The 19,619-nt window shown below is 60.9% G+C and carries 21 protein-coding genes and 1 pseudogene; 9 read left to right on the forward strand and 13 right to left on the reverse strand.

All coding sequences use genetic code 11. The features are described 5' to 3' along the window. Positions 1–57: 57 nt before the first annotated feature. Positions 58–894 carry a LysR family transcriptional regulator gene (locus PMI25_RS08350; RefSeq protein ID WP_007963146.1) on the reverse strand — a complete coding sequence of 279 codons (837 nt, stop codon included), beginning with the start codon at positions 892–894 and terminating at the stop codon, positions 58–60. Positions 895–1,005: 111 nt separating this feature from the next. Between PMI25_RS08350 and PMI25_RS08355 the strand changes: the two genes are divergently transcribed. Next, positions 1,006–1,731: an SDR family oxidoreductase gene (locus tag PMI25_RS08355; protein WP_007963147.1), complete on the forward strand. Its 726-nt coding sequence runs from the start codon at positions 1,006–1,008 to the stop codon at positions 1,729–1,731. Positions 1,732–2,092: 361 nt separating this feature from the next. On the opposite strand, the gene PMI25_RS08360 is transcribed toward PMI25_RS08355, so the two are convergent. The 3 genes from PMI25_RS08360 to PMI25_RS08370 are packed head-to-tail and all read right to left on the reverse strand — an operon-like array spanning position 2,093 to position 4,125. Then, the gene (locus PMI25_RS08360; RefSeq protein WP_007969365.1) at positions 2,093–3,322 is read right to left on the reverse strand and encodes an RNA polymerase sigma factor; all 1,230 of its coding nucleotides are present in this window, start codon (positions 3,320–3,322) and stop codon (positions 2,093–2,095) included. Further along, positions 3,315–3,659 (reverse strand): YciI family protein, encoded by a 345-nt coding sequence (locus PMI25_RS08365; RefSeq protein ID WP_007969364.1) that lies wholly within the window; start codon positions 3,657–3,659, stop codon positions 3,315–3,317. Before PMI25_RS08365 ends, PMI25_RS08360 begins: the two co-directional genes overlap by 8 nt. Positions 3,660–3,699: 40 nt before the next feature. After that, positions 3,700–4,125 carry a YybH family protein gene (locus tag PMI25_RS08370; protein ID WP_007969363.1) on the reverse strand — a complete coding sequence of 142 codons (426 nt, stop codon included), beginning with the start codon at positions 4,123–4,125 and terminating at the stop codon, positions 3,700–3,702. 141 nt (positions 4,126–4,266) lie between these two features. Between PMI25_RS08370 and PMI25_RS08375 the strand changes: the two genes are divergently transcribed. Further along, entirely contained in the window at positions 4,267–4,752 is a 486-nt protein-coding gene (locus tag PMI25_RS08375; RefSeq protein ID WP_007969362.1) for a GNAT family N-acetyltransferase, read from the forward strand. Positions 4,753–4,771: 19 nt separating this feature from the next. After that, positions 4,772–5,377, forward strand: coding sequence for a pyridoxamine 5'-phosphate oxidase family protein (locus tag PMI25_RS08380; RefSeq protein ID WP_007969361.1), 606 nt, complete (start codon positions 4,772–4,774; stop codon positions 5,375–5,377). 137 nt (positions 5,378–5,514) lie between these two features. On the opposite strand, the gene PMI25_RS08385 is transcribed toward PMI25_RS08380, so the two are convergent. The 3 genes from PMI25_RS08385 to PMI25_RS08395 form a co-directional block, all read right to left on the reverse strand. After that, positions 5,515–6,003: a GNAT family N-acetyltransferase gene (locus tag PMI25_RS08385; protein WP_007969359.1), complete on the reverse strand. Its 489-nt coding sequence runs from the start codon at positions 6,001–6,003 to the stop codon at positions 5,515–5,517. 325 nt (positions 6,004–6,328) lie between these two features. Beyond that, on the reverse strand, positions 6,329–6,823 hold the full coding sequence (locus PMI25_RS08390; RefSeq protein WP_007969356.1) for a GyrI-like domain-containing protein: 495 nt from the start codon (positions 6,821–6,823) through the stop codon (positions 6,329–6,331). 68 nt (positions 6,824–6,891) lie between these two features. Then, the gene (locus tag PMI25_RS08395; RefSeq protein WP_007969355.1) at positions 6,892–7,554 is read right to left on the reverse strand and encodes a LysE family translocator; all 663 of its coding nucleotides are present in this window, start codon (positions 7,552–7,554) and stop codon (positions 6,892–6,894) included. A gap of 139 nt (positions 7,555–7,693) precedes the next feature. Here PMI25_RS08395 and alaC point away from each other — a divergent pair, with 139 nt between their 5' ends. Next, positions 7,694–8,908, forward strand: a complete 1,215-nt coding sequence (alaC, locus tag PMI25_RS08400) for an alanine transaminase (protein WP_007969354.1) — start codon at positions 7,694–7,696, stop codon at positions 8,906–8,908. A gap of 181 nt (positions 8,909–9,089) precedes the next feature. Here the strand turns inward: alaC and PMI25_RS08405 are convergent, their stop codons facing one another. Together PMI25_RS08405 and PMI25_RS08410 are read right to left on the reverse strand one after the other, a co-directional pair. Beyond that, positions 9,090–10,442 (reverse strand): GntP family permease, encoded by a 1,353-nt coding sequence (locus PMI25_RS08405; protein WP_007969353.1) that lies wholly within the window; start codon positions 10,440–10,442, stop codon positions 9,090–9,092. Between the two features lie 82 nt (positions 10,443–10,524). Next, positions 10,525–11,058, reverse strand: coding sequence for a gluconokinase (locus PMI25_RS08410; RefSeq protein WP_007969352.1), 534 nt, complete (start codon positions 11,056–11,058; stop codon positions 10,525–10,527). A 216-nt stretch (positions 11,059–11,274) separates the two neighbouring features. On the opposite strand from PMI25_RS08410, the gene PMI25_RS08415 reads away from it, so the two are divergent. Then, positions 11,275–12,306 (forward strand): LacI family DNA-binding transcriptional regulator, encoded by a 1,032-nt coding sequence (locus PMI25_RS08415; RefSeq protein WP_007969351.1) that lies wholly within the window; start codon positions 11,275–11,277, stop codon positions 12,304–12,306. 158 nt (positions 12,307–12,464) lie between these two features. Here PMI25_RS08415 and PMI25_RS08420 read toward each other — a convergent pair whose 3' ends face one another. Next, complete coding sequence (locus PMI25_RS08420) at positions 12,465–13,337, reverse strand: LysR family transcriptional regulator (protein ID WP_007969350.1); 873 nt, start codon at positions 13,335–13,337, stop codon at positions 12,465–12,467. A 120-nt stretch (positions 13,338–13,457) separates the two neighbouring features. Between PMI25_RS08420 and PMI25_RS08425 the strand changes: the two genes are divergently transcribed. From PMI25_RS08425 to PMI25_RS08435, 3 genes are all read left to right on the forward strand, one after another. Further along, entirely contained in the window at positions 13,458–13,898 is a 441-nt protein-coding gene (locus tag PMI25_RS08425; RefSeq protein ID WP_007969348.1) for a PACE efflux transporter, read from the forward strand. Positions 13,899–14,023: 125 nt separating this feature from the next. Then, on the forward strand, positions 14,024–15,448 hold the full coding sequence (locus PMI25_RS08430) for an MFS transporter (protein ID WP_007969347.1): 1,425 nt from the start codon (positions 14,024–14,026) through the stop codon (positions 15,446–15,448). 156 nt (positions 15,449–15,604) lie between these two features. Further along, positions 15,605–16,165 carry a hypothetical protein gene (locus PMI25_RS08435; protein WP_045122030.1) on the forward strand — a complete coding sequence of 187 codons (561 nt, stop codon included), beginning with the start codon at positions 15,605–15,607 and terminating at the stop codon, positions 16,163–16,165. Between the two features lie 126 nt (positions 16,166–16,291). Here the strand turns inward: PMI25_RS08435 and PMI25_RS29875 are convergent, their stop codons facing one another. The 3 genes and pseudogenes from PMI25_RS29875 to PMI25_RS08445 form a co-directional block, all read right to left on the reverse strand. Beyond that, positions 16,292–16,831, reverse strand: a complete 540-nt coding sequence (locus tag PMI25_RS29875) for a methyl-accepting chemotaxis protein (protein ID WP_256214240.1) — start codon at positions 16,829–16,831, stop codon at positions 16,292–16,294. 3 nt (positions 16,832–16,834) lie between these two features. Beyond that, positions 16,835–17,611, reverse strand: a pseudogene (locus PMI25_RS29880) (PAS domain-containing protein); the annotation flags it as partial. A 408-nt stretch (positions 17,612–18,019) separates the two neighbouring features. Further along, entirely contained in the window at positions 18,020–18,910 is an 891-nt protein-coding gene (locus tag PMI25_RS08445; RefSeq protein WP_007969343.1) for a LysR family transcriptional regulator, read from the reverse strand. A gap of 99 nt (positions 18,911–19,009) precedes the next feature. On the opposite strand from PMI25_RS08445, the gene gstA reads away from it, so the two are divergent. Continuing rightward, complete coding sequence (gene gstA / locus PMI25_RS08450) at positions 19,010–19,603, forward strand: glutathione transferase GstA (protein WP_007969342.1); 594 nt, start codon at positions 19,010–19,012, stop codon at positions 19,601–19,603. Positions 19,604–19,619 lie beyond the last annotated feature (16 nt).

The raw sequence follows: 19,619 nt of genomic DNA on the forward strand, positions 1-19,619 counted from the left end.
CCTACAGAAGCATGCATTTCATTGCAGGAGCTGCCGCAGGCTGCGATCTTTTGATCTTCAGGCCGCTGCAATTTCCACCGGCCGGTTCTCCTGAAAATACCCCTGCAACCCACGCATCGCCGGCAACTCCAACGCCTGCGCCGCATAGCACAACCCGACCCGGCGCGTCGGTGCCGGCAAGTGCAATGCCCGCGCCACCACCCGCGCATGTCCGCTGACCAATGACTGCGGCAACATCGCCACGCCGACACCCGCCGCAACCATGTGCAACGCCTGCTGCAACGACCCGGCATGCCCGGCCAGCGCTTGCGGCGAGCGCCCGTACAACGCCATCAAGCGCTGATGCGACGGATGCTGCGGGCAGGTGATCCAGTCTTCTATCGGCGCCCACCCCGCCTGCGCCGCCGCCATTGGATGGTCCAGCGGCAGCGCCATCACGTAAGGTTCTTCCCACAGCGGCAGGAACAGTTCGTCCTCGCAGCACATCTCCTCCACCGCCAGCCGCCCGTCACCGTGGCAGCCTTCCTCCAGCGTCAGCAGCAGATTGGGCAAGGCCTGATGGGCCATGCGCACGAAGGCTTCGATGTGGCTGGCAGCGATGTCGCCTTCGATGCCGAGCGTCAGCGCCACGCGGTTTTCGCCGCCGCGAAACATCCGGCTCAGGGCTTCGGACTCGGCAACCATGCGCCGCGCCTGCGGGTACAACAGCCGAGCTTCAGCACTGACCTCGACCCCACGGGGTTGTCGCACAAACAGCGTCGCGCCGAGTTCGTCTTCAAGCTGTCTGATCGTCACCGACAGCGTCGGCTGACTGATGAACAAACGTTGCGCCGCTGCGGTGATGTTGCGTTCTTCGAACACCGCGAGAAAGGCTTTCAGGTGGCGGATATCCATAGGTGATTCCGATGACAGACAGAGGAATAAGGCATTTTTCAGCCCCGAACGGGCTAAATATACTGCGCCCGGCATTCAGTCATTTGATTTTCTTATTTCAGGAGTTCGACCATGGGCAAGCCATTGATCATCATCACCGGGGCCAGTTCGGGCATTGGCGAAGCGACAGCCCGCCGCTTGAGCGCTGCCGGTCATCCGCTGTTGCTGCTGGCGCGCCGGATTGAGCGCCTGCAGGCACTGGAGCTTCCGAACAGCCTCAGCCGTCAGGTCGACATCACTGATCGCGCCGCCCTGCTCGCGGCAGTCGCCGAAGCCGAAGCGCAATTCGGCCCGGCCGATGCGCTGATCAACAACGCCGGCGTGATGCTGCTGGGTGCGATGAGCGAGCAGGATCCGGCGCAGTGGGAGCAGATGCTCGACGTCAACGTCAAAGGCCTGCTCAACGGTGTGCATGCCGTGGTCGCCGGTATGGTCGAGCGCAAGCACGGCACGATCATCAACGTCAGCTCGGTGGCCGGGCGCAAGACGTTCCCGAATCACGTGGCTTACGTCGGCACCAAGTTTGCGGTGCATGGTTTGTCGGAAAACCTGCGGGAAGAACTGGCGCCGCACAACGTGCGCGTCACCACCATTGCCCCGGGCGCAGTGGAAACCGAGTTGCTCAGCCACACCACCGATGAAGCGATCAAGACCGGCTACCAGGCGTGGAAGCAGGAGATGGGCGGCACGGTGTTGAGCGCCGAGGACGTGGCGACAGCGATTGCCTATGCCTATGAGCAGCCGCAGGGCGTGTGCATCCGCGAGATCGTTCTGGCAGCGACTCGGCAGCAGGCCTGATGGTTTGATGGTGGTTGGGCTAGCCTCTTCGCGGGCGAGCCCGCTCCCACAGGGTTCTGCAGTGGTCATAGATTTTGTGTGCGGCAGCGACTCGGCAGCAGGCCTGATGGTTTGATGGTGGTTGGGCTGGCCTCTTCGCGGGCGAGCCCGCTCCCACAGGGTTCTGCAGTGGTCATAGATTTTGTGTGCGGCAGCGACTCGGCAGCAGGCCTGATGGTTTGCTGGTGGCTGGGCTGGCCTCTTCGCGGGCAAGCCCGCTCCCACAGGGTTCTGCGGTGGTCACAGGTTTTGTGTACACCACGGACACTGTGGGAGCGGGCTTGCCCGCGAAGGGGTCGGCACTGCCACCGAAGATTTCAGATCAATCCAATTGCGCCAGCCGCGCCTCGATAAACCGCCGCTCCGGCTCCTGCCGGGTCAGCTCCAGGGCGCGCAGGTAAGCCGTGCGCGCCTGCTCCACCCGACCCAACTGCCGACAAAACTCCGCCCGTGCCGAATGCGCGAGGTGGTAATCCTGCAATTCGCCACGATCGAGAATCCCCTCGATCAGCGTCAACCCCGCCAACGCTCCATCGCGCTTGGCCACCGCCACTGCGCGGTTCAATTCAATCACCGGCGACGGCACTGCACGCAACAGCACGTCGTACAGGCCAACGATCTGCTGCCAGTCCGTATCCGCCGCTGAAGGCGCCTCGGCATGCACCGCCGCGATCGCCGCTTGCAGACAATAAGGCCCGAAGCGCCGCGTGCTCAGCGCACGTTCGATCAGCGCACAACCCTCGGCGATCAACCCGGCATCCCAGCGCGAGCGGTCCTGATCATCGAGCAGAATCAACTCCCCTTGTGCCGAGGTCCGCGCCGGGCGCCGCGACTCATGCAGCAGCATCAACGCCAGCAGGCCCATGACCTCCGGCTCCGGCAGCAATTCCATGAGCAAACGCCCGAGTCTGATCGCCTCGCGGGTCAGGTCTTCACGGATCAATTCAGTGCCCATCGATGCCGAATAGCCTTCGTTGAACACCAGATAAATCACCCGCAACACACTGTCGAGGCGCTCCGGCAACTCGTTCAGGCTCGGGACCTGATAAGGGATTTTCGCATCGCGAATCTTGGCCTTGGCCCGCACGATGCGCTGGGCAATCGCCGCCGGTGCGGAAAGAAACGCCCGGGCGATTTCCTCGGTGGTCAGGTCGCAGACTTCCCGCAGGGTCAACGGAACTTGCGCATCCGCCGCCAGCGCCGGGTGACAGCAGGTGAAGATCAGCCGCAGGCGGTCGTCTTCCACGTCTTCGCCACTCCAGTCGGCCTGTTCCAGTTCCTCGAGCTGTGCCCGCAACAACGGCTGCGAGGCCTTGAAGCGGGCGCGGCGGCGCAACACATCGATGGCCTTGAAGCGCCCGGTGGACACCAGCCAAGTGCGCGGGTTGTCCGGCACGCCGTCGCGCTGCCAGCGCTCGACCGCGACGAAGAACGCCTCGTGCAAGGCTTCTTCGGCGAGGTCGAAATCGCCGAGCAGGCGAATCAGCGTCGCCAGGATCCGCCGCGAGTCTTCGCGGTAGACCTGCTCGACCCGCGCCCGAACCTCAGACATTCAACTGCCGCACCGGACGCACTTCGACGCTGCCGACCCGGGCCGCCGGAATGTTGCCGGCGACCTGGATCGCTTCGTTGAGATCCTTGGCATCGATCAGGTAGAAGCCGGCCAGTTGCTCCTTGGTTTCAGCGAACGGGCCATCGGTGATCGACAGCTTGCCGTTGCGCATGCGCACCGTGGTGGCGGTCTGCACCGACTCCAGCGCTTCGGCCGCGACCATCCGCCCGCTGCCCTGAATCGACTCGGCGTAGGCCCAGCACTCGGCGTCTTCCGGGCTGTCGGGCGAGGTGTGCAGCAAGCGCTCGTCGCTGTAGACCAGGCATAGATACTTCATGGTTTTCTCCTGATTCGAACGGATCAACTATGGCTGAAGATCAGGGTTGTACATCGAACAGCGTGGCGCCGCTCATCGGATCGAACGGTGCCGACCAGTGCTCGTGGGCGATTTTCCACGTCCCGCCGACCTGCCGATAGCACGCGGTGGCGCGCATCCAGCAGCTCTGGGTTTCGCCCTTGTCGTTGGTGCCGCCGCAATGCGTGACCCAGTGGGCGAAGGCGAGGTTGTCGGCGGTCTCGATGGCGATCTGGTGAAACTCGAAAACGTGCGGGCCGGAACACATTTCCATGCAGGCTTCCCAATGTGCACGGTAGGCCGCTTTGCCCTTGAATTGCAGGGCCTTGATCGCATCGAAGGAGACGATGTCGTCGGTGTACAACGTCATGACCTTGTCGACGTTCTTGGTCATTACCGCGTCGCGGTAGGTGTTGATCAGGGTCTGGATTTCAGTCTGTGCGCTCATGGTGTTCTCCGTGTTTTTTGTTGTGAAGACACCCTTAGTCGTTCGGCCATCGAGCCAATCGACAGACGAAACAAAAAATTTCCGCAGAACACAAACTCGCTAGAATCCGAGGCTCATCTTTGTAGGAAAAAGGAAATTCCCGTGTCAGCCCAACTCGTGCCGTACGACAGCCTGGACGCCTTGCAGCGTCAGCAGGTCGAGGCGATTGAGATCCATCCCGAGCAGATCAAATTCTCCGGCGACATTCACGGTGCGCTGCACACGCTGCTGTCCAGACCCGGCCCCGGTGTGAAGGGCTTCGCGCTGCTGGCCGATCAGGTGCCGGTGGCTTTTCTGCTGCTCAAGCGCCCACCGGTGTTGCCGGACTGGGCCGATGAACACAGCGCCACCCTGCATGCGTTGCAGGTCGATCACCGGGCGCAGGGCAAGGGTTACGGCAAGGCCTGCCTGCAAGCGTTGCCCGCCGTGGCGCGTGAAGCGTGGCCGGAAATCAAAGGGCTGGAACTGTCGGTGGACGCTGATAACGACGCGGCGATCGCGCTGTACGCCAGATACGGTTTCGTCGACAGCGGCGAAGCGTACAAGGGCCGGATCGGTTACGAGCGGCGCATGGGGCTGTTTTTCTGAAATCATCGAGGGAGAGAAGATGATCGATTCAATCGAAGCCCTGGAAGCTATTTACGGCCTGCCCCACGACCGCGCGGTGCGCAAGCAGATCGGGTTTCTCAACGAGGATTATCAGGCGATGGTGCGGGTCTCGCCGCTGGTGATCGTCAGCTCGGTGGGCGCCGACGGCCTCGACAATTCGCCCCGTGGCGATGCGCCGGGGTTCGTGCGGATCATCGACCAGAATACCCTGGCCCTGCCGGATCGCCCGGGCAACAACCGCATCGATACCCTGCGCAATGTGCTGCACGATCCTCGGGTGTCGCTGTTGTTCATCATTCCGGGTATCGGCGAGACATTGCGGGTCAACGGTACCGCGACCATCAGCGCCGACCCTGAGCTACTGGAAAGCTTTGCGGTGAACGGCAAACCGGCGAAAACGGTGTTGCTGGTGACGGTAGAGGCAGCGTTTTTCCACTGCTCGAAAGCCTTTGTGCGCTCTGACGCCTGGAACCCGGAAACCCACCTGCCGCGCTCGGCCCTGCCCTCTGCGGGCGCGTTTCACAAGCGTTTGAACGACGGGCAGTTTGACGCCGAGACCTACGACCGCGAAGCATCGAAAAGAGTAAGCGACACTCTCTACTGACACCTATCAACGAGTCACCACTGCTCCCCTGTGGGAGCGGGCTTGCCCGCGAAGGCGTCGTGTCAGATAAATCATTGGCAACTGACACACCGCCTTCGCGGGCAAGCCCGCTCCCACATTTGGGCTTGCAGCGATTTTCAGAGGGTCAGGATCATCTCGTGCCACGCCATGCCGCCGTGATCCGACTCCGACGGTTTGATGTAGGCAAAGCCAAAACCGGCGTACAGCGGAATATGCTGTTCCTTGCACATCAGATGAATCGTCGCTTTATCCAGCCCGCGCATGCGTTCGATGAACTCGGCCATCAGGCGCTTGGCCAGGCCCTGGCCCTGATAGTCCGGGTGCACCACCACCGACATGATCACCACGTTCGGCCCTTGCGGGTCGTGGCCGATCAGTTCCTTGAAGGCCTCGTCCGACATCTGCACCTCAAACGCCGCACCCGAGTTGATAAAACCGGCGACCACACCGTCCACCTCGGCGACGATAAAGCCCTCCGGCCAGGTGGCGATGCGCGTGGCGATCTTTTCGCGGGTGGCGGCTTCATCGCCTTCGTAGGCCACGGTTTCGATGGCGTAGCAGCGGTCCAGGTCGGCGGCGGTGACGTTGCGGATGACGGTGTTCATGGCAGCTCGGAAATCAGCAGAAGAAAGTGCCGAAAGCATAAAGGAATAAGGCATGCATATCGATCTGCGCGGGCGGCGTAAAGCTTGCGTATAAGCGCTTTTCTTCGGGTTCGGGGCGGGCTATTTCTCGGGGTGTCTCTGATCACCCTTGGGGGGAAACCGCTTATGAGCAGCGTTGAAATCGGCCTGTTGATGGTGTTGGGCATCAGTACGTTCGGCTTTATCACCTTGGGCATCGACCTGTTGCGGGCGCGACGGGTGTCCAAGGGCAAGCGCGGTTGAACGGCATGAGGCGGATCAGTGATCCGCCTCATGTTTTGTTGACTCAGGCCTTGGTATCGACCGGCACGCAGATTTCCAGTTTGCCGGTGTGCAGTCGCGGATTGAAATCGGCGCTGTAACGTTCCAGCTCCGGGGCATTCAGTTCCACGTAGTGGGAGGTCGGCAGCCAGGTCTTGTAGATGTATTGCAGGGTCTGCGGCAATTGATCGAGCGGTCCCTTGTGCTCGAACACTGCGTATTGCCGGGGCAGCACTTCGACCCACTGGTAGACCTTCTGGTCCAGGTCATCGAGCTTGCTGATTTCCACCCCGGCGATGTAATCGAAGCCACCCTGGCCGTCGAAATTGCTGCAGACGCCGTAGGTCACTTCGTTCTTCTGTCCCTGAATCTTTCCCAGATGCGGCAAGAACTTTTCCCACAGCGCGGGGATGTCCTTGGCAGTGTCCTGGGTAAATCGACCACGAAAACCTGCAATCAGCAGGAAGTGTCCATGTTCGAAGCGAGGTTCAGCCACTTCGACGCGTTTTTGCTCATCCATGACTCGACTCCTGGAACAAAAGTAGGGGTTCGGCTGCTGAGTATAGAAGCCAAACCCGATTCGCAATGTTACAAGGCGTGCAACTGGTCGGCGGCCCCGGAGCCAACGAACTCGTTATAACCGGATACGATCACGTAAACCGCGAAATAGCAGAAGATCGCCGCCGATGCCATGTAGGAGTAGCGCAGCAGCTTGTCACCCAGCAACTTGCCGCCGTGGCTTGCGGCGAAGCACAGGCCGGCCGACCACAGCAGACCGGCGCAGAGAAAACCGCCGAGGAACAGCGCCGAGCTGAGCGGGCCGCCGCCACCGGAGCGGGCGATCAGGGTACCGCCAACTGCGGCGAACCAGAGGATCGCGCTCGGCGAAGACATGGCGAGGAAAATCCCGCGGAAGAACTCCTTGCGATGCGAGTTCTGCCCCACTTCCGCCGTCGCCGCCAACTGCGCTTCGTGGTGAATCGCCGAATAGATCATCTTCGCCGCAAAGTAGATCAGCAGCGCCGACCCGCCGATCCACAGCACCCAGCGCACGCTTTCGTATTGCAGCAACACGGTCATTCCGGCCAGCGCCAGCACCGCGTAGATCAGGTCACCGACGCAGGTGCCGAGGCCCAGCGCGAAGCCCTGAAAGTAACCGCGCTGCATCGCCAGGGTGATCATCGCGATGTTGGCCACGCCGATGTCCAGGCACAACGAAAGGCTCAGCAAGAAGCCACTGGTGAATTCCATCTACCGATTTCCTTGGGAAAAATTTGTTTGCTCGCAGGCTGGACAGTCTGCCATCACAGCCCTTATCTTCCGCCACAGGTCACCGCAGTGACCAGCGTCGCTCGGACGGTTCCGGGCGCTTACGTTATCCGAGGCAACAATGGCTGAACAAGGTTCGCCGCGCCGCTTTGCGCGCATTGATCGACTCCCCCCTTACGTTTTCAACATCACCGCCGAGCTGAAGATGGCCGCGCGGCGCCGTGGTGAAGACATCATCGACCTGAGCATGGGCAACCCCGACGGGGCCACACCGCCGCACATTGTCGAAAAACTCGTCCAGGTCGCCCAGCGCGAAGACACCCACGGTTACTCCACGTCCAAGGGCATTCCGCGTCTGCGCCGGGCGATTTCCAACTGGTACAAGGAACGCTACGCGGTCGATATCGACCCGGAAAGCGAAGCCATCGTCACCATCGGTTCCAAGGAAGGCCTGGCGCATTTGATGCTGGCGACCCTGGATCAGGGCGACACGGTACTGGTGCCGAACCCGAGCTACCCGATTCACATCTACGGCGCGGTGATTGCCGGTGCGCAGGTGCGTTCGGTGCCGCTGGTGCCCGGTGTGGACTTCTTCGATGAACTGGAGCGGGCGATTCGCGGTTCGATCCCGAAGCCGAAAATGATGATCCTCGGCTTCCCGTCCAACCCTACCGCGCAATGCGTGGAGCTGGATTTCTTCGAACGGGTGATCGCCCTCGCCAAGCAGTACGACGTGCTGGTGGTGCACGATCTGGCTTACGCCGACATCGTCTACGACGGCTGGAAAGCCCCGTCGATCATGCAGGTGCCCGGCGCCAAGGACATTGCGGTGGAGTTTTTCACCCTGTCCAAGAGCTACAACATGGCGGGCTGGCGCATCGGCTTCATGGTCGGCAACCCGGAGCTGGTCAACGCTCTGGCGCGGATCAAGAGCTACCACGACTACGGCACCTTCACCCCGCTGCAAGTGGCGGCGATTGCTGCGCTCGAAGGCGATCAGCAATGCGTGCGCGACATCGCCGAGCAGTATCGTCAGCGTCGCAACGTGCTGGTCAAAGGCCTGCATGAACTGGGCTGGATGGTCGAGAACCCGAAGGCTTCGATGTACGTCTGGGCGAAGATTCCCGAGGCTTACGCGCACCTCGGCTCGCTGGAGTTCGCCAAGAAGCTGCTGGCCGAGGCCAAGGTTTGCGTCTCGCCGGGGGTTGGCTTTGGTGAGTATGGCGACGATCACGTGCGCTTCGCGCTGATCGAAAACCAGGACCGGATTCGGCAGGCCGTGCGCGGGATTCGCGGGATGTTCCGGGCCGATGGCCTGACCCCGAAAACCGCCTGACACCTATCACCTGTGGGAGCGAGCTTGCTCGCGAAGGCGTCGTGTCAGCGACATCAATGCTGACTGACCCACCGCTTTCGCGAGCAAGCTCGCTCCCACACTGGCTCTGTGTGTAACAAAGAAATCATCACCCACAAAAAAACCGCATCGCTGCGGTTTTTTTGTGCCTGCAAAACGCCGTTTAAACGAACAGCGACAACAGCAGGATAAAGCCCAACGCAACCACCGACAGGATGGTTTCCATCGCCGTCCAGGTCTTGAAGGTCTCGGCCACAGTCATGTTGAAGTACTGCTTCACCAGCCAGAAACCGGCGTCGTTCACATGGGACAGGATCAACGAGCCAGCGCCCGTAGCGAGTACCAGCAGCTCACGGTTGACGCCCGGAATCATCCCCACCACCGGCACTACGATGCCCGCGCCCGTGATGGTCGCCACAGTCGCCGAACCGGTAGCAATACGAATCACCGCCGCCACCAGCCACGCCAGCAGGATCGGCGAGATCTGCGCGCTGACCGCCATGTGGCCGATCACGTCGCCCACGCCGCTGGTCACCAACATCTGCTTGAAGCCGCCACCAGCACCGATGATCAGGATGATCGCGGCGGTTGGCGCCAGGCTTGCGTCCAGCCACTTGAGCATCTGTTGCGAACCGATGCCCTGCTTGTGACCGAAGGTGTACAGCGACAGCAACAGCGCCAGCAGCAGTGCCGAGATCGGGTGACCGATCATGTCCATCCAGGTGCGGAAGAAATGACCGTCCGGCAGCGCCACGTCGGCGAAGGTTTTCAGCAGCATCAGGAACACCGGCAGCAGCACGGTGATCAGGGTGATGCCGAAGCTCGGCAGATTCTGCGAATCGGTTTCACGGGCCAGTTGATCGACCAGTTCCTGATTCGGATGACCGGGGATGTGCTTGGCGATGAACGTACCGAAGATCGGACCGGCAATGATGGCCGTCGGCAGCGCAACGATCAGACCGTAGAGAATGGTCTTGCCGATGTCGGCACCGAACACGCCGATCGCCAGCAGCGGGCCCGGGTGCGGCGGCACCAGACCGTGTACCGCAGACAGACCGGCGAGCAGTGGAATACCGATCTTGATGATCGACACGCCAGTGCGGCGGGCAACGATGAACACCAGCGGAATCAGCAGCACGAAGCCGATTTCGAAGAACAGCGGAATACCGACGAGGAATGCGGCGAACATCATTGCCCACTGCACTTTGTCCTTGCCGAACGCACGGATCAGGGTCTGCGCGATCTGATCGGCACCACCGGATTCGGCCATCATTTTGCCGAGCATGGTGCCCAGCGCGAGGATGATGCCGACGAAACCGAGCACGCCACCGAAACCGTCCTGGAACGCCTTGATGATGGTGCCGATCGGCATGCCCGACGTCAGACCGAGGAACGCGGCCGCGATGGTCAGGGAGATAAAGGGGTGAATCTTGAATTTGGTGATCAGGATGATAAGTCCGATCACCGTGACCACTGCATCGAGCAGCAGGTAGGCGTCGTGGGACATGCCAAACATTGGGGGTGTCTCCTGGCTTGTTGTTGTTATTAAAGCGGGTTAAACAGAATTCGTGAGGACAGCGCTAGCTCTTTCAACACACTCATACCGCCTGTTTCAGACCATGGGCCTGCCACCAGACGTGCGCCTGGGCCGCCAGTTCTTCAACGCTGTGGATCGAAGCATTCAGCGCCAGGGTCAACGGCTCGCCAACCGGCGATTCGAGGGTGGCGAACTGGCTTTCGATCAACGTCGCCGGCATAAAGTGGCCCGGGCGATGGGACACGCGGTCGGCAGCGACTTCAGGGGTCAGCTCAAGAAACACGAAGCCCAGGCCCGGCAAGGCACTGCGCAGCACTTCGCGATAACTGTGTTTAAGGGCCGAGCAGGTCAGCACCGGGCGCTCGCCGAGTGCATCGACACGACGCAGCTCGACGCACAGGCTGTCGAGCCAGCCGGCACGGTCGTCGTCGTTCAGGGGGATCCCCGCGCTCATCTTTTCGATGTTGGCGGCCGGATGAAAAGTATCGCCTTCAATGGCAGTGGCGCCGCTCAATTGGCACAGGGCCTGGCTGACGCACGTCTTGCCGCAACCGGCAACGCCCATGATGACCAGGGCGGTGATGGGATGACTCATATAACACCTCAGCGCGCAGACAGCGCTACCTTTGCTAGCTATGACTCTAGTGCACAGGCAGAAGTTGCCGACGCCTTCTTGTCGTTTTTTTGGGTTGCAGCAGGTTTTCGCCCAACGCCAAAAAGCGAGGATCAGGCAGGACCTCGCTTACGCATTTGCAGCTGCATCAGGACAGCGCTACCTTAGTGCCTTGATTTTTGTTTGGCAAGCCGCCCGATGACCACCCCTAAAAACGATAAAAACACTCGCACCACCGGCCGTCCCACCCTTAATGAAGTTGCCCGTCTGGCCGGCGTCAGTCCGATTACCGCCTCCCGCGCCCTGCGTGGGGTCAGCACCGTGGCCACCGAACTGGTGGAAAAAGTGCAGAAAGCCGCGCTCGAACTCAACTACGTGGTCAACCCTGCCGCCCGCGCCCTGGCCTCGGCGCAGAGCCATTCGGTGGTGGTGCTGGTGCCGTCGCTGTCCAACCTGTTGTTCATCGATACGCTGGAAGCCATTCATCGGGTGCTCACGCCCAAGGGCTTCGAAGTGCTGATCGGCAACTTTCACTATTCGCGCGATGAAGAAGAAAACCTGCTGCGCAACTACATGGCCTATCAGCCGCGCGGCTTTCTGCTGACCGGGTTTGATCGCACGGAAAGTTCGCGGCGGATGATCGAGGCCAGCAATATTCCCTGCGTGTACATGATGGAACTGGACAGCGCTGCCGGGGTGAACTGTGTGGGCTTCTCGCAGCTCAGCGCCGGCGAAACCGCCGCCGAGCATTTGCTCTCCCGAGGGCGCAAGCGCCTGGCCTACATCGGCGCGCAACTCGATCAGCGCACGTTGCTGCGTGGCGAAGGTTTCCGCAAAGCCTTGCAGAAGGCCGGTCGTTACGACCCGGACCTGGAAGTGCTGACCCCGCGCGCCTCGTCCGTGGGCCTGGGCGGTGAACTGTTTCTGCAATTGCTGGCGGCGCATCCGGACGTCGATGCGATCTTCTTTGGTAACGATGACCTGGCGCAGGGTGCCCTGCTCGAAGCGTTGCGCAACGGCATCAGGATCCCCGAACAGGTGGCGATCCTCGGCTTCAACGACTTGCCGATGTCCGAACACATGGTCCCGCGCCTGAGCAGCATCAACACCCCGCGCGAAGCGATCGGCCGGCGTGCGGCGGAGCAGATGTTGACGCTGATGGCCGGCAACAGCGTGGCGCGGCCGGTTGAGGATATGGGTTTTGAATTGAAGATTCGCGAGAGTACCTGAGCTCTGAAATCCCTGGGGTGGTCACAAATGCCAAGGTGAAACCCAATCTCCCTGTGGGAGCGAGCTTGCTCGCGAAGGCGGTGTTTCAGATAAGCAAATGCCAGCTGACACGACGCCTTCGCGAGCAAGCTCGCTCCCACAGGAGATCTGTGTCGGGTTCAGTGGCTAAGCAGTTCGACCAGGGCCGATGCGCCCTTCTGCAGCGGCTGGCTCTTGAGCCACACCGCATGCACCGGCAGCACCAGGCCGTTTTCGATATTGCGGAAATTCAGGCGTTTCAAGCGCCCACTGTCCAGCCACGGCTGCACCACCGACAACGGGAAATTGCCCCAGCCCAACCCCGCCTCAACCATCTCCAGCGCCGTCTCCAGCGTGTCGGTGCGCCAGTGCGATTCGGCCACCAGCGGCCGGGTTTCGCTGATCGGCAAATCACGGCTGGCGACGAAGATCTGCCGCACGTGCACCAGGTCTTCGAGGAACAGATCCTGCCCCTGCAACAACGGACTGTTCGCCGCCAGCGTGGCAATCATCCGTTCGCTGCCGACAAACTGAAAACGCTCCAGCACGTTCATGCTCAACCCGGCGAACGCCAGGCACACGCTGACGCGGCCACTGTGCAGCATCGCCAGCACGTCGTCCTGCGGCGCGGTCAGCACCTCGATGTCGAGCAGCGGATGACGCTCGGCAATCACCTTGATCGCGGCGAGCAAGCGGCGCCGGTCGATGTCGGCGACTACGCCAATCGACAGCTTGCTCTCCAGCCCCAGCGACAACTCCACCGCGTGCACTTGCAGTTGCTTGAGCTGCTCGGCAATCAGCCGCGCATGGGGCACCAGTGACAGCGCCATCGCCGTCGGTTGCGGTTCACGATGGCTGCGGTCGAATAGCGGATAACCGAGTTCCGCTTCCAGATTACCGATGCCCATGCTCACTGCCGAAGGCACCCGACCCAAAGCGCGGGCGGCTGCGGAGAACGAGCCGCGCTCGATCACGGCGAGGAACAATTCGATGCTGTCGCTGTTGAAATTCAAACCACCACCTATCACCAAAACTGAAAGCTACTGACTTTTTCTGTCACGCCTATTGAAGCTATCTTTCGTCGCCTTCGCCAGTCCCGCTGGCCATCGAGTTCAAGACAGAGGCAAATTTTCATGCAAGGCGTCAAACGCAAACTGGTCTATGTGTCGCTTTATGAAGTGATCGGCATGACTTTCTCCGCCCTCGGTCTGGCGCTGTTGTCCGGCACTTCGCCGGGCAGCACCGGCCCATTGGCGGTGATCATCACCACCATCGCCGTGACCTGGAACTTCATCTACACCTCGTTGTTCGAGCACTGGGAAAGCCGTCAGAAGTCGCGCACACGCACGGTCAAACGGCGCATCGCCCACGCCGTGGGTTTTCAACTGACGCTGATCGTGTTCCTGATCCCGCTGATTGCCTGGTGGATGAACATCAGTCTGGTGCAGGCGTTCCTGTTGGATCTGGCGCTGATCATTTTCATCCCGTGCTACACGTTTGCCTTCAACTGGCTGTTCGATCGCATCTTCGGCTTGCCGGCGTCGGCGCTGCCCGATTCCGCCGCTGAGGCATAAATCGTTAATTGGTAAGTAGTTATTGCAAGAAATCGGCGGTATTCCCGGGCAAACCGCCGATATTCACAATCCATCAACTCTGATAGCAGGCTAAGCTTTTCCATCAATAAAAAATGGATCCGCCGATGACTGCTCACGCCCCCGCCGCCGCGCAACGCGACGGCATCGACCCGATACGCGCCGCCGAGATTTCCGCCCGCATCGACCGCCTGCCCGCCGTCGCCACCATCTGGCGATTGGTCGCGTTGTTGTCGATTGGTGGTTTCTTCGAACTCTACGATTTGTTCCAGACTGCCTACATCAGCCCCGGGCTGATCCGTGACGGGATCTTTGCCACCGGCAATCAAGGCGTGTTCGGCTACTCCGATCAGGCAGCGTTCGCTTCGGCGACCTTCCTGGGGCTGTTCCTCGGCGCCAGCCTGCTCAGCCCGTTGGCCGATCGTTTCGGCCGCCGCGCGATCTTCACCTTTGCGCTGGTCTGGTACACCGTGGCCACGGTGCTGATGGGGATTCAAAGCTCGGCGCTGGGCATTATCTGCATGCGCTTTCTGGTGGGCATTGGCCTCGGTATCGAGTTGGTGACCATCGATGCCTACCTCTCGGAACTGGTGCCCAAACGCATGCGCAGTTCGGCGTTTGCCTTCGCCTTTTTCGTGCAGTTTCTCTCGGTGCCAGCGGTGGCGTTGATGTCGTGGTGGCTGGTGCCGCAGGCTCCGTTCGGTGTGTCCGGCTGGCGCTGGGTGGTGCTGGCGAGCGCGGTGTTTGCGCTGTTCATCTGGTGGCTGCGCAAGCGTCTGCCGGAGTCGCCGCGCTGGCTGGCGCAGCATGGGCGGTTCGATGAGGCGAACCGGATTCTCGACGACATAGAGGCCCGCTGCGAGAAGGATCACCGCCAACCGCTGGACGCCCCGGAAGCGGTGCCCGTCGACGTCGAGGGCAAGGGCCGCTTCGCCGATATCTGGCAACCGCCCTACCGGCGTCGGGCGTTGATGTTGATCGTGTTTCACGTGTTTCAGGCGATCGGGTTCTTCGGTTTCGGCAACTGGCTGCCGGCGCTGCTTTCCGGCCAGGGCGTCAGCGTCACCCACAGCCTGATGTACGCGTTCATCATCACCCTCGCCTACCCGCTCGGGCCGTTGCTGTTCGTGAAGTTCGCCAACCGTTTCGAGAATAAATGGCAGATCGTCGGCTCGGCCCTCGGCGCCATGACGTTCGGCACCTTGTTCGCGCTGCAGACCAGCGCCTTCGGCCTGATCTTTTGCGGGGTGATGATCACCTTCTGCAACGCCTGGCTGAGCTTCAGTTATCACTCGTACCAGAGCGAATTGTTCCCGACCAACATCCGTGCGCGGGCGGTGGGTTTCTGCTATTCGTTCAGCCGTTTATCGACGGTGTTCAGCAGCCTGTTGATCGGGCTGTTCCTCGACCACTTCGGCACGCCCGGGGTGCTCGCGTTCATTGTCAGCAGCATGCTGATCGTGATGCTGACCATCGGCTGGTTCGGCCCGCGTACGCGCAATCTGGCGCTGGAAAACATTGCCCATCGCTGACCACCACGCGGTCACCCTCTGCCGCCTGACGGCAAAGGATGACCGCTTTGCTCGGCGCACAAGTCGCATAACCCGTTGAAATCATGTGGTTCTTCGCAAAGGCACGGTAATTGCTGCGTCATGCCCGTCTGCAATTATTCATAGGTCTCCATCATGATGTTGGTCAGTGCCAAACAGCAGCAACTCGTCCACTTGCCCAAGCGGCCAGTGGATGATGCGACCACGACCGCCGCTGCCGGTCTGCAAAGCGGCCTGCACGGCGCCATGCTGCAATCGCTGCAGAACCAGGCTCAGTCGCAAGCCACCGATGCAACCTCAAAGGTCGAGGATTCGGCCACGCAGATCGCTACCCAGCAAGTGGCCGCCGCTACGCGCATCAGCGATAACGTCGACGAAGCGTTCGCCAAGACCCGCGTCGGCCTGCAAACCACCGATGCCACGGCGGCCGGCACCACCACCGGGACCTCGGCCACCGACGCGTTCAAGGACTACATGAGCAAGTCGCCGGAACAACGTCTGCGCGACAGTATCCTTCAGAGCATGGGCATCACCGAAGACGACATCAAAGCCATGCCGCCGGAGAAACAACTGGCCATCGGCAAAGAGATTGCCGAGCGTCTGCAGGACAAGATGAAACTGGCGCAGGCGGACAAAGAGAACGTCAATGACGTCAAGGACAGCGACAAGCTGGCGGACAAGTTTCTCGCGGCGCTTTGACCTGAAAGTTGCTTGGAAACCAATGTAGGAGTGAGCCTGCTCGCGATAGCGATACATCAGTTACTTATCCAGTGACTGACACACCGTAATCGCGAGCAGGCTCACTCCCACAGTTGTTGATGGGTGTCAGTTCAGCTGCAAAGTCGCATTGAACTGCCCGATCGCATCCACCACATGACGCGATCCCTGCTGAATCTCCAGAATCACCTCCCCCGCCTCGTTCGCCAGCTCCACACCCAACCCGGTGCGGCTCAGGCTCGACTGCATGCTCGACACCGCGCTCAGTGACAGGTCATGGTTTTTGCGCACCACTTCGACAATCTCAAGCGTCGCCTGACTGGTGCGCGCCGCGAGACTGCGCACCTCGTCCGCCACCACCGCAAAGCCACGCCCGTGCTCACCGGCCCGGGCCGCTTCGATAGCGGCGTTGAGCGCCAGCAGGTTGGTCTGGTCGGCGATGCCGCGAATGGTCTGGACGATGGTGCCGATGATGTCCGACTGCTTGCTGACCGCATCGATGCTCAGCGCCGCTTCGTTGAGGTCGCGGGAAATGTCCTGAATGATCTGCACCGTTTGCTGCACGACCTGTGAGCCTTTTTGCGCGCAGGCGTCGTTCTGTACCGAGGTGCTGTGGGCCGATTCCGCGGCGTTTTGCAGCGTCGTCATCTGCTGGGTGATGTCGCTGGCGAACTTCACCACCTTGTACAACCGGCCCTTGGTGTCGAACAGCGGGTTGTACGAGGCTTCGAGATAAACCATCTGCCCGGACTTGTTCTTGCGTTCGAAACGGTGCGAGTGATATTCGCCGCGATTGAGCGATGCCCAGAACGCCTTGTACTGCGCCGATTCGGACTCGGAACGGTGACAGAACATGCTGTGGTGATGGCCGACGATTTCGTTGAGCGAGTACTGCATGGTTTTCAGAAAGTTGTCGTTGGCGGTAATCACGTTGCCTTCGGGCGTGAACTCGATCACCGCCATCGAACGGCTGATTGCCGCGAGCATGCTTTCTTCTTCGTGCTCTTTGTTGACCCGGGCGGTGATGTCCGCCGCCACTTTGATCACACTTTTGACTTGTTTGTCCGGACCATAAACCGGCATGTAACTGGCTTCGAGCCAGATCTCCTTGCCGGACTTGTTCAAGCGCAGAAACGTGCCGCTGATCGGCTCACCACGGGCCAGGTCGCGCCACAATCTGGCGTATTCCTCGCTGCGGTAAAACGCTTCTTCGCAAAACACCCGGTGATGTTTGCCGCGCACTTCCTCGGCGCTGTAGCCCATGGTCTTGCAGAAGTTTTCGTTGGCATCCAGAACAATGCCTTCGGGGGTGAATTCGATCATCGCCATCGAACGGCTGATCGCCTCCAGCTTGGCGTTGGCTTCGGTCAAGGCGCAGCTGAAACGCTCGATCTGCTGCAGGTCAGCCTTGTGATGTAGGTTGAACATGGTTGTATCACCTTCCGCGCGGTCTTTTGATTTGATGAAAGTTCAGGTCTTTCAGAATCCACCACTACGTTCCACAGAACAGGCACACGCATTCCTCCACAGGAGGAAGTTGTCAGGTGATAAATGACGTTTAATCAAAGAGTCCATGCAGCGACGCTCTAATCAAGACATCCTTCTCTTGATAGCCCGCGAGCGGGCCAGCCCTAACGTGCAGAAGAACTTCCATGTAAAACAGGCTCCTTGTTGGTTCAGTGTCCGGTGCCTTTGAATGCGCACTCTGGCAGCGTTTAAATCACGGCTAACCGATGACGGTCGACATAGTTAGTTACAGCTCAGCATAGCCAGCGCGAAGCCTTGCGCAAGGCCACTAGTCGGCCAGTATCTGGCACTTTTTGCACAAGAAACGGTTCAGCGAGTGGCAGCGACCGTCGTATCCGCCAGCAGATCCAGCAATGCCTGCACCGCCGCTGACGGCGTCTGCCCCGCAGGCAGCACCAGCGAAAACACCCGTTCGATACGTGGCTGCAAGGCAATCACCCGCAAGCCCTGACGCTCGGCCGGCAAGGTCATTTCCGGCACCAGCGTCACGCCGAGGTTTTCCCGCACCAGAGTGAAGGCGCTGCTCCATTCGCGCACCTCGACCCGCACATCCTGCAACTGCAATCCGGCGTCGGCGGCGAGGCTGCGGGCGTTGGTCGAGCAACCGCCGGTGGCCAACACAAACGGCAGCGCCGTCAGCTCATGCAGGCTGACACCCTGCTCACTGCCTCGCAGCGCCAGCGGATGCCCTGCCGGCACCACCGCCACCCATTCATCACGACCCAATGGCCCGGCGTTGCGCTCAGGCGCCGGGTTGAGCACCACGCCGACATCCACCAGACCGGCCGCGAGCAGGGTTTCCACCTCGTCATCGCTGACCTCCAGCGCCACCACTTCGATCCCCGGATACAGGCGATTGAACTGGCGCAGCAGCGGCGGCAGAAAACTCGCCAGCACCATGGGGAAACTTGCCAGACGAATCGTCCCGCGCAGCATCGGGCGAACGCTGTCGACAGTCTGGCGAATGGTCTCCAGCGCACCGAGCATCAGCCGCGCCTGTTCGATCACCGGCAGGCCGATGGCGGTGGGCAGCGTCTGGCGGCTCTCGCGGCTGAACAGTTGCACACCGAGGGTTTCTTCCATTAGCGCCAGGGCCTGGCTCGCCCCGGACTGCGTCATGCCGACCCGCTCGGCAGCGCGGGTGATGTTGCCGTGATCGGCCACGGCGACCACCAGCCGCCAATGCATCAGGTTCATCATGGCAGTAGCTGTCCTTATGGCTGCTTTCTGAAAGATTAATTTTACCGAGGGTGCGGCGCACTATGACACTGGCGCCAAATCCTCACCAGAGAGCTGCCGATGAAGCTGTATTACGCCCCGCAAGCCTGTTCACTGGCGCCGCACATTGTGTTGCGCGAACTGAAGCTGCCCTTCGTGCTGATCCGCGTCGACAACCGCAGCAAGCGCACGGCCAGCGGCGAAGACTTCCTCGCGATCAACCCCAAGGGCTATGTCGCGGCCCTGCAACTGGACGACGGCGCGGTGCTGACCGAAGGTCCGGTGATCCTGCAATATCTGGCGGATCTGCAACCACAGACAGGATTGGCGCCGGCACCCGGCAGTTTTGAACGGCTGCGTTTGCAGGAGTGGCTGAATTTCATTTCCAGCGAGATCCACGGCGGCCTTGGTGCGCTGTTCGATGAGCGCCTGCCGGCCGAGGTGATCAAGGAGAAGTTGTTCAGGCGTTTTGCGGTGTTGGTCGCGGTGCTGGAGCAGCAGGAGTATCTGCTGCCGAGCGGCTTCAGCGTGGCGGATGCGTTGTTGTTTGTGGTGTTACGCTGGGCCGGGTTGTTTGACATTGATTTGGCGCAGTGGTCGGCGCTGGCGCGGTTTCAGGCGCGCGTCGAGCAGCGGCCGACCGTGATGGCGGCGTTGGCGGCAGAAGCGGCGTAGGCCGGTGGATTATTCG

It is taken from the genome of Pseudomonas sp. GM30, assembly GCF_000282275.2.
In the GTDB taxonomy this organism is placed as follows: domain Bacteria; phylum Pseudomonadota; class Gammaproteobacteria; order Pseudomonadales; family Pseudomonadaceae; genus Aquipseudomonas.

Bases quoted from the DNA above. Each gene is read 5' to 3' on its own strand.
- PMI25_RS08350 (WP_007963146.1), bottom strand. From the start codon at position 894: ATGGATATCCGCCACCTGAAAGCCTTTCTCGCGGTGTTCGAAGAACGC.
- PMI25_RS08355 (WP_007963147.1), top strand. From the start codon at position 1,006: ATGGGCAAGCCATTGATCATCATCACCGGGGCCAGTTCGGGCATTGGC.
- PMI25_RS08360 (WP_007969365.1), bottom strand. From the start codon at position 3,322: ATGTCTGAGGTTCGGGCGCGGGTCGAGCAGGTCTACCGCGAAGACTCG.
- PMI25_RS08365 (WP_007969364.1), bottom strand. From the start codon at position 3,659: ATGAAGTATCTATGCCTGGTCTACAGCGACGAGCGCTTGCTGCACACC.
- PMI25_RS08370 (WP_007969363.1), bottom strand. From the start codon at position 4,125: ATGAGCGCACAGACTGAAATCCAGACCCTGATCAACACCTACCGCGAC.
- PMI25_RS08380 (WP_007969361.1), top strand. From the start codon at position 4,772: ATGATCGATTCAATCGAAGCCCTGGAAGCTATTTACGGCCTGCCCCAC.
- PMI25_RS08385 (WP_007969359.1), bottom strand. From the start codon at position 6,003: ATGAACACCGTCATCCGCAACGTCACCGCCGCCGACCTGGACCGCTGC.
- PMI25_RS08390 (WP_007969356.1), bottom strand. From the start codon at position 6,823: ATGGATGAGCAAAAACGCGTCGAAGTGGCTGAACCTCGCTTCGAACAT.
- PMI25_RS08395 (WP_007969355.1), bottom strand. From the start codon at position 7,554: ATGGAATTCACCAGTGGCTTCTTGCTGAGCCTTTCGTTGTGCCTGGAC.
- alaC (WP_007969354.1), top strand. From the start codon at position 7,694: ATGGCTGAACAAGGTTCGCCGCGCCGCTTTGCGCGCATTGATCGACTC.
- PMI25_RS08405 (WP_007969353.1), bottom strand. From the start codon at position 10,442: ATGTTTGGCATGTCCCACGACGCCTACCTGCTGCTCGATGCAGTGGTC.
- PMI25_RS08410 (WP_007969352.1), bottom strand. From the start codon at position 11,058: ATGAGTCATCCCATCACCGCCCTGGTCATCATGGGCGTTGCCGGTTGC.
- PMI25_RS08415 (WP_007969351.1), top strand. From the start codon at position 11,275: ATGACCACCCCTAAAAACGATAAAAACACTCGCACCACCGGCCGTCCC.
- PMI25_RS08425 (WP_007969348.1), top strand. From the start codon at position 13,458: ATGCAAGGCGTCAAACGCAAACTGGTCTATGTGTCGCTTTATGAAGTG.
- PMI25_RS08430 (WP_007969347.1), top strand. From the start codon at position 14,024: ATGACTGCTCACGCCCCCGCCGCCGCGCAACGCGACGGCATCGACCCG.
- PMI25_RS08435 (WP_045122030.1), top strand. From the start codon at position 15,605: ATGTTGGTCAGTGCCAAACAGCAGCAACTCGTCCACTTGCCCAAGCGG.
- PMI25_RS29875 (WP_256214240.1), bottom strand. From the start codon at position 16,831: ATGACGACGCTGCAAAACGCCGCGGAATCGGCCCACAGCACCTCGGTA.
- PMI25_RS08445 (WP_007969343.1), bottom strand. From the start codon at position 18,910: ATGATGAACCTGATGCATTGGCGGCTGGTGGTCGCCGTGGCCGATCAC.
- gstA (WP_007969342.1), top strand. From the start codon at position 19,010: ATGAAGCTGTATTACGCCCCGCAAGCCTGTTCACTGGCGCCGCACATT.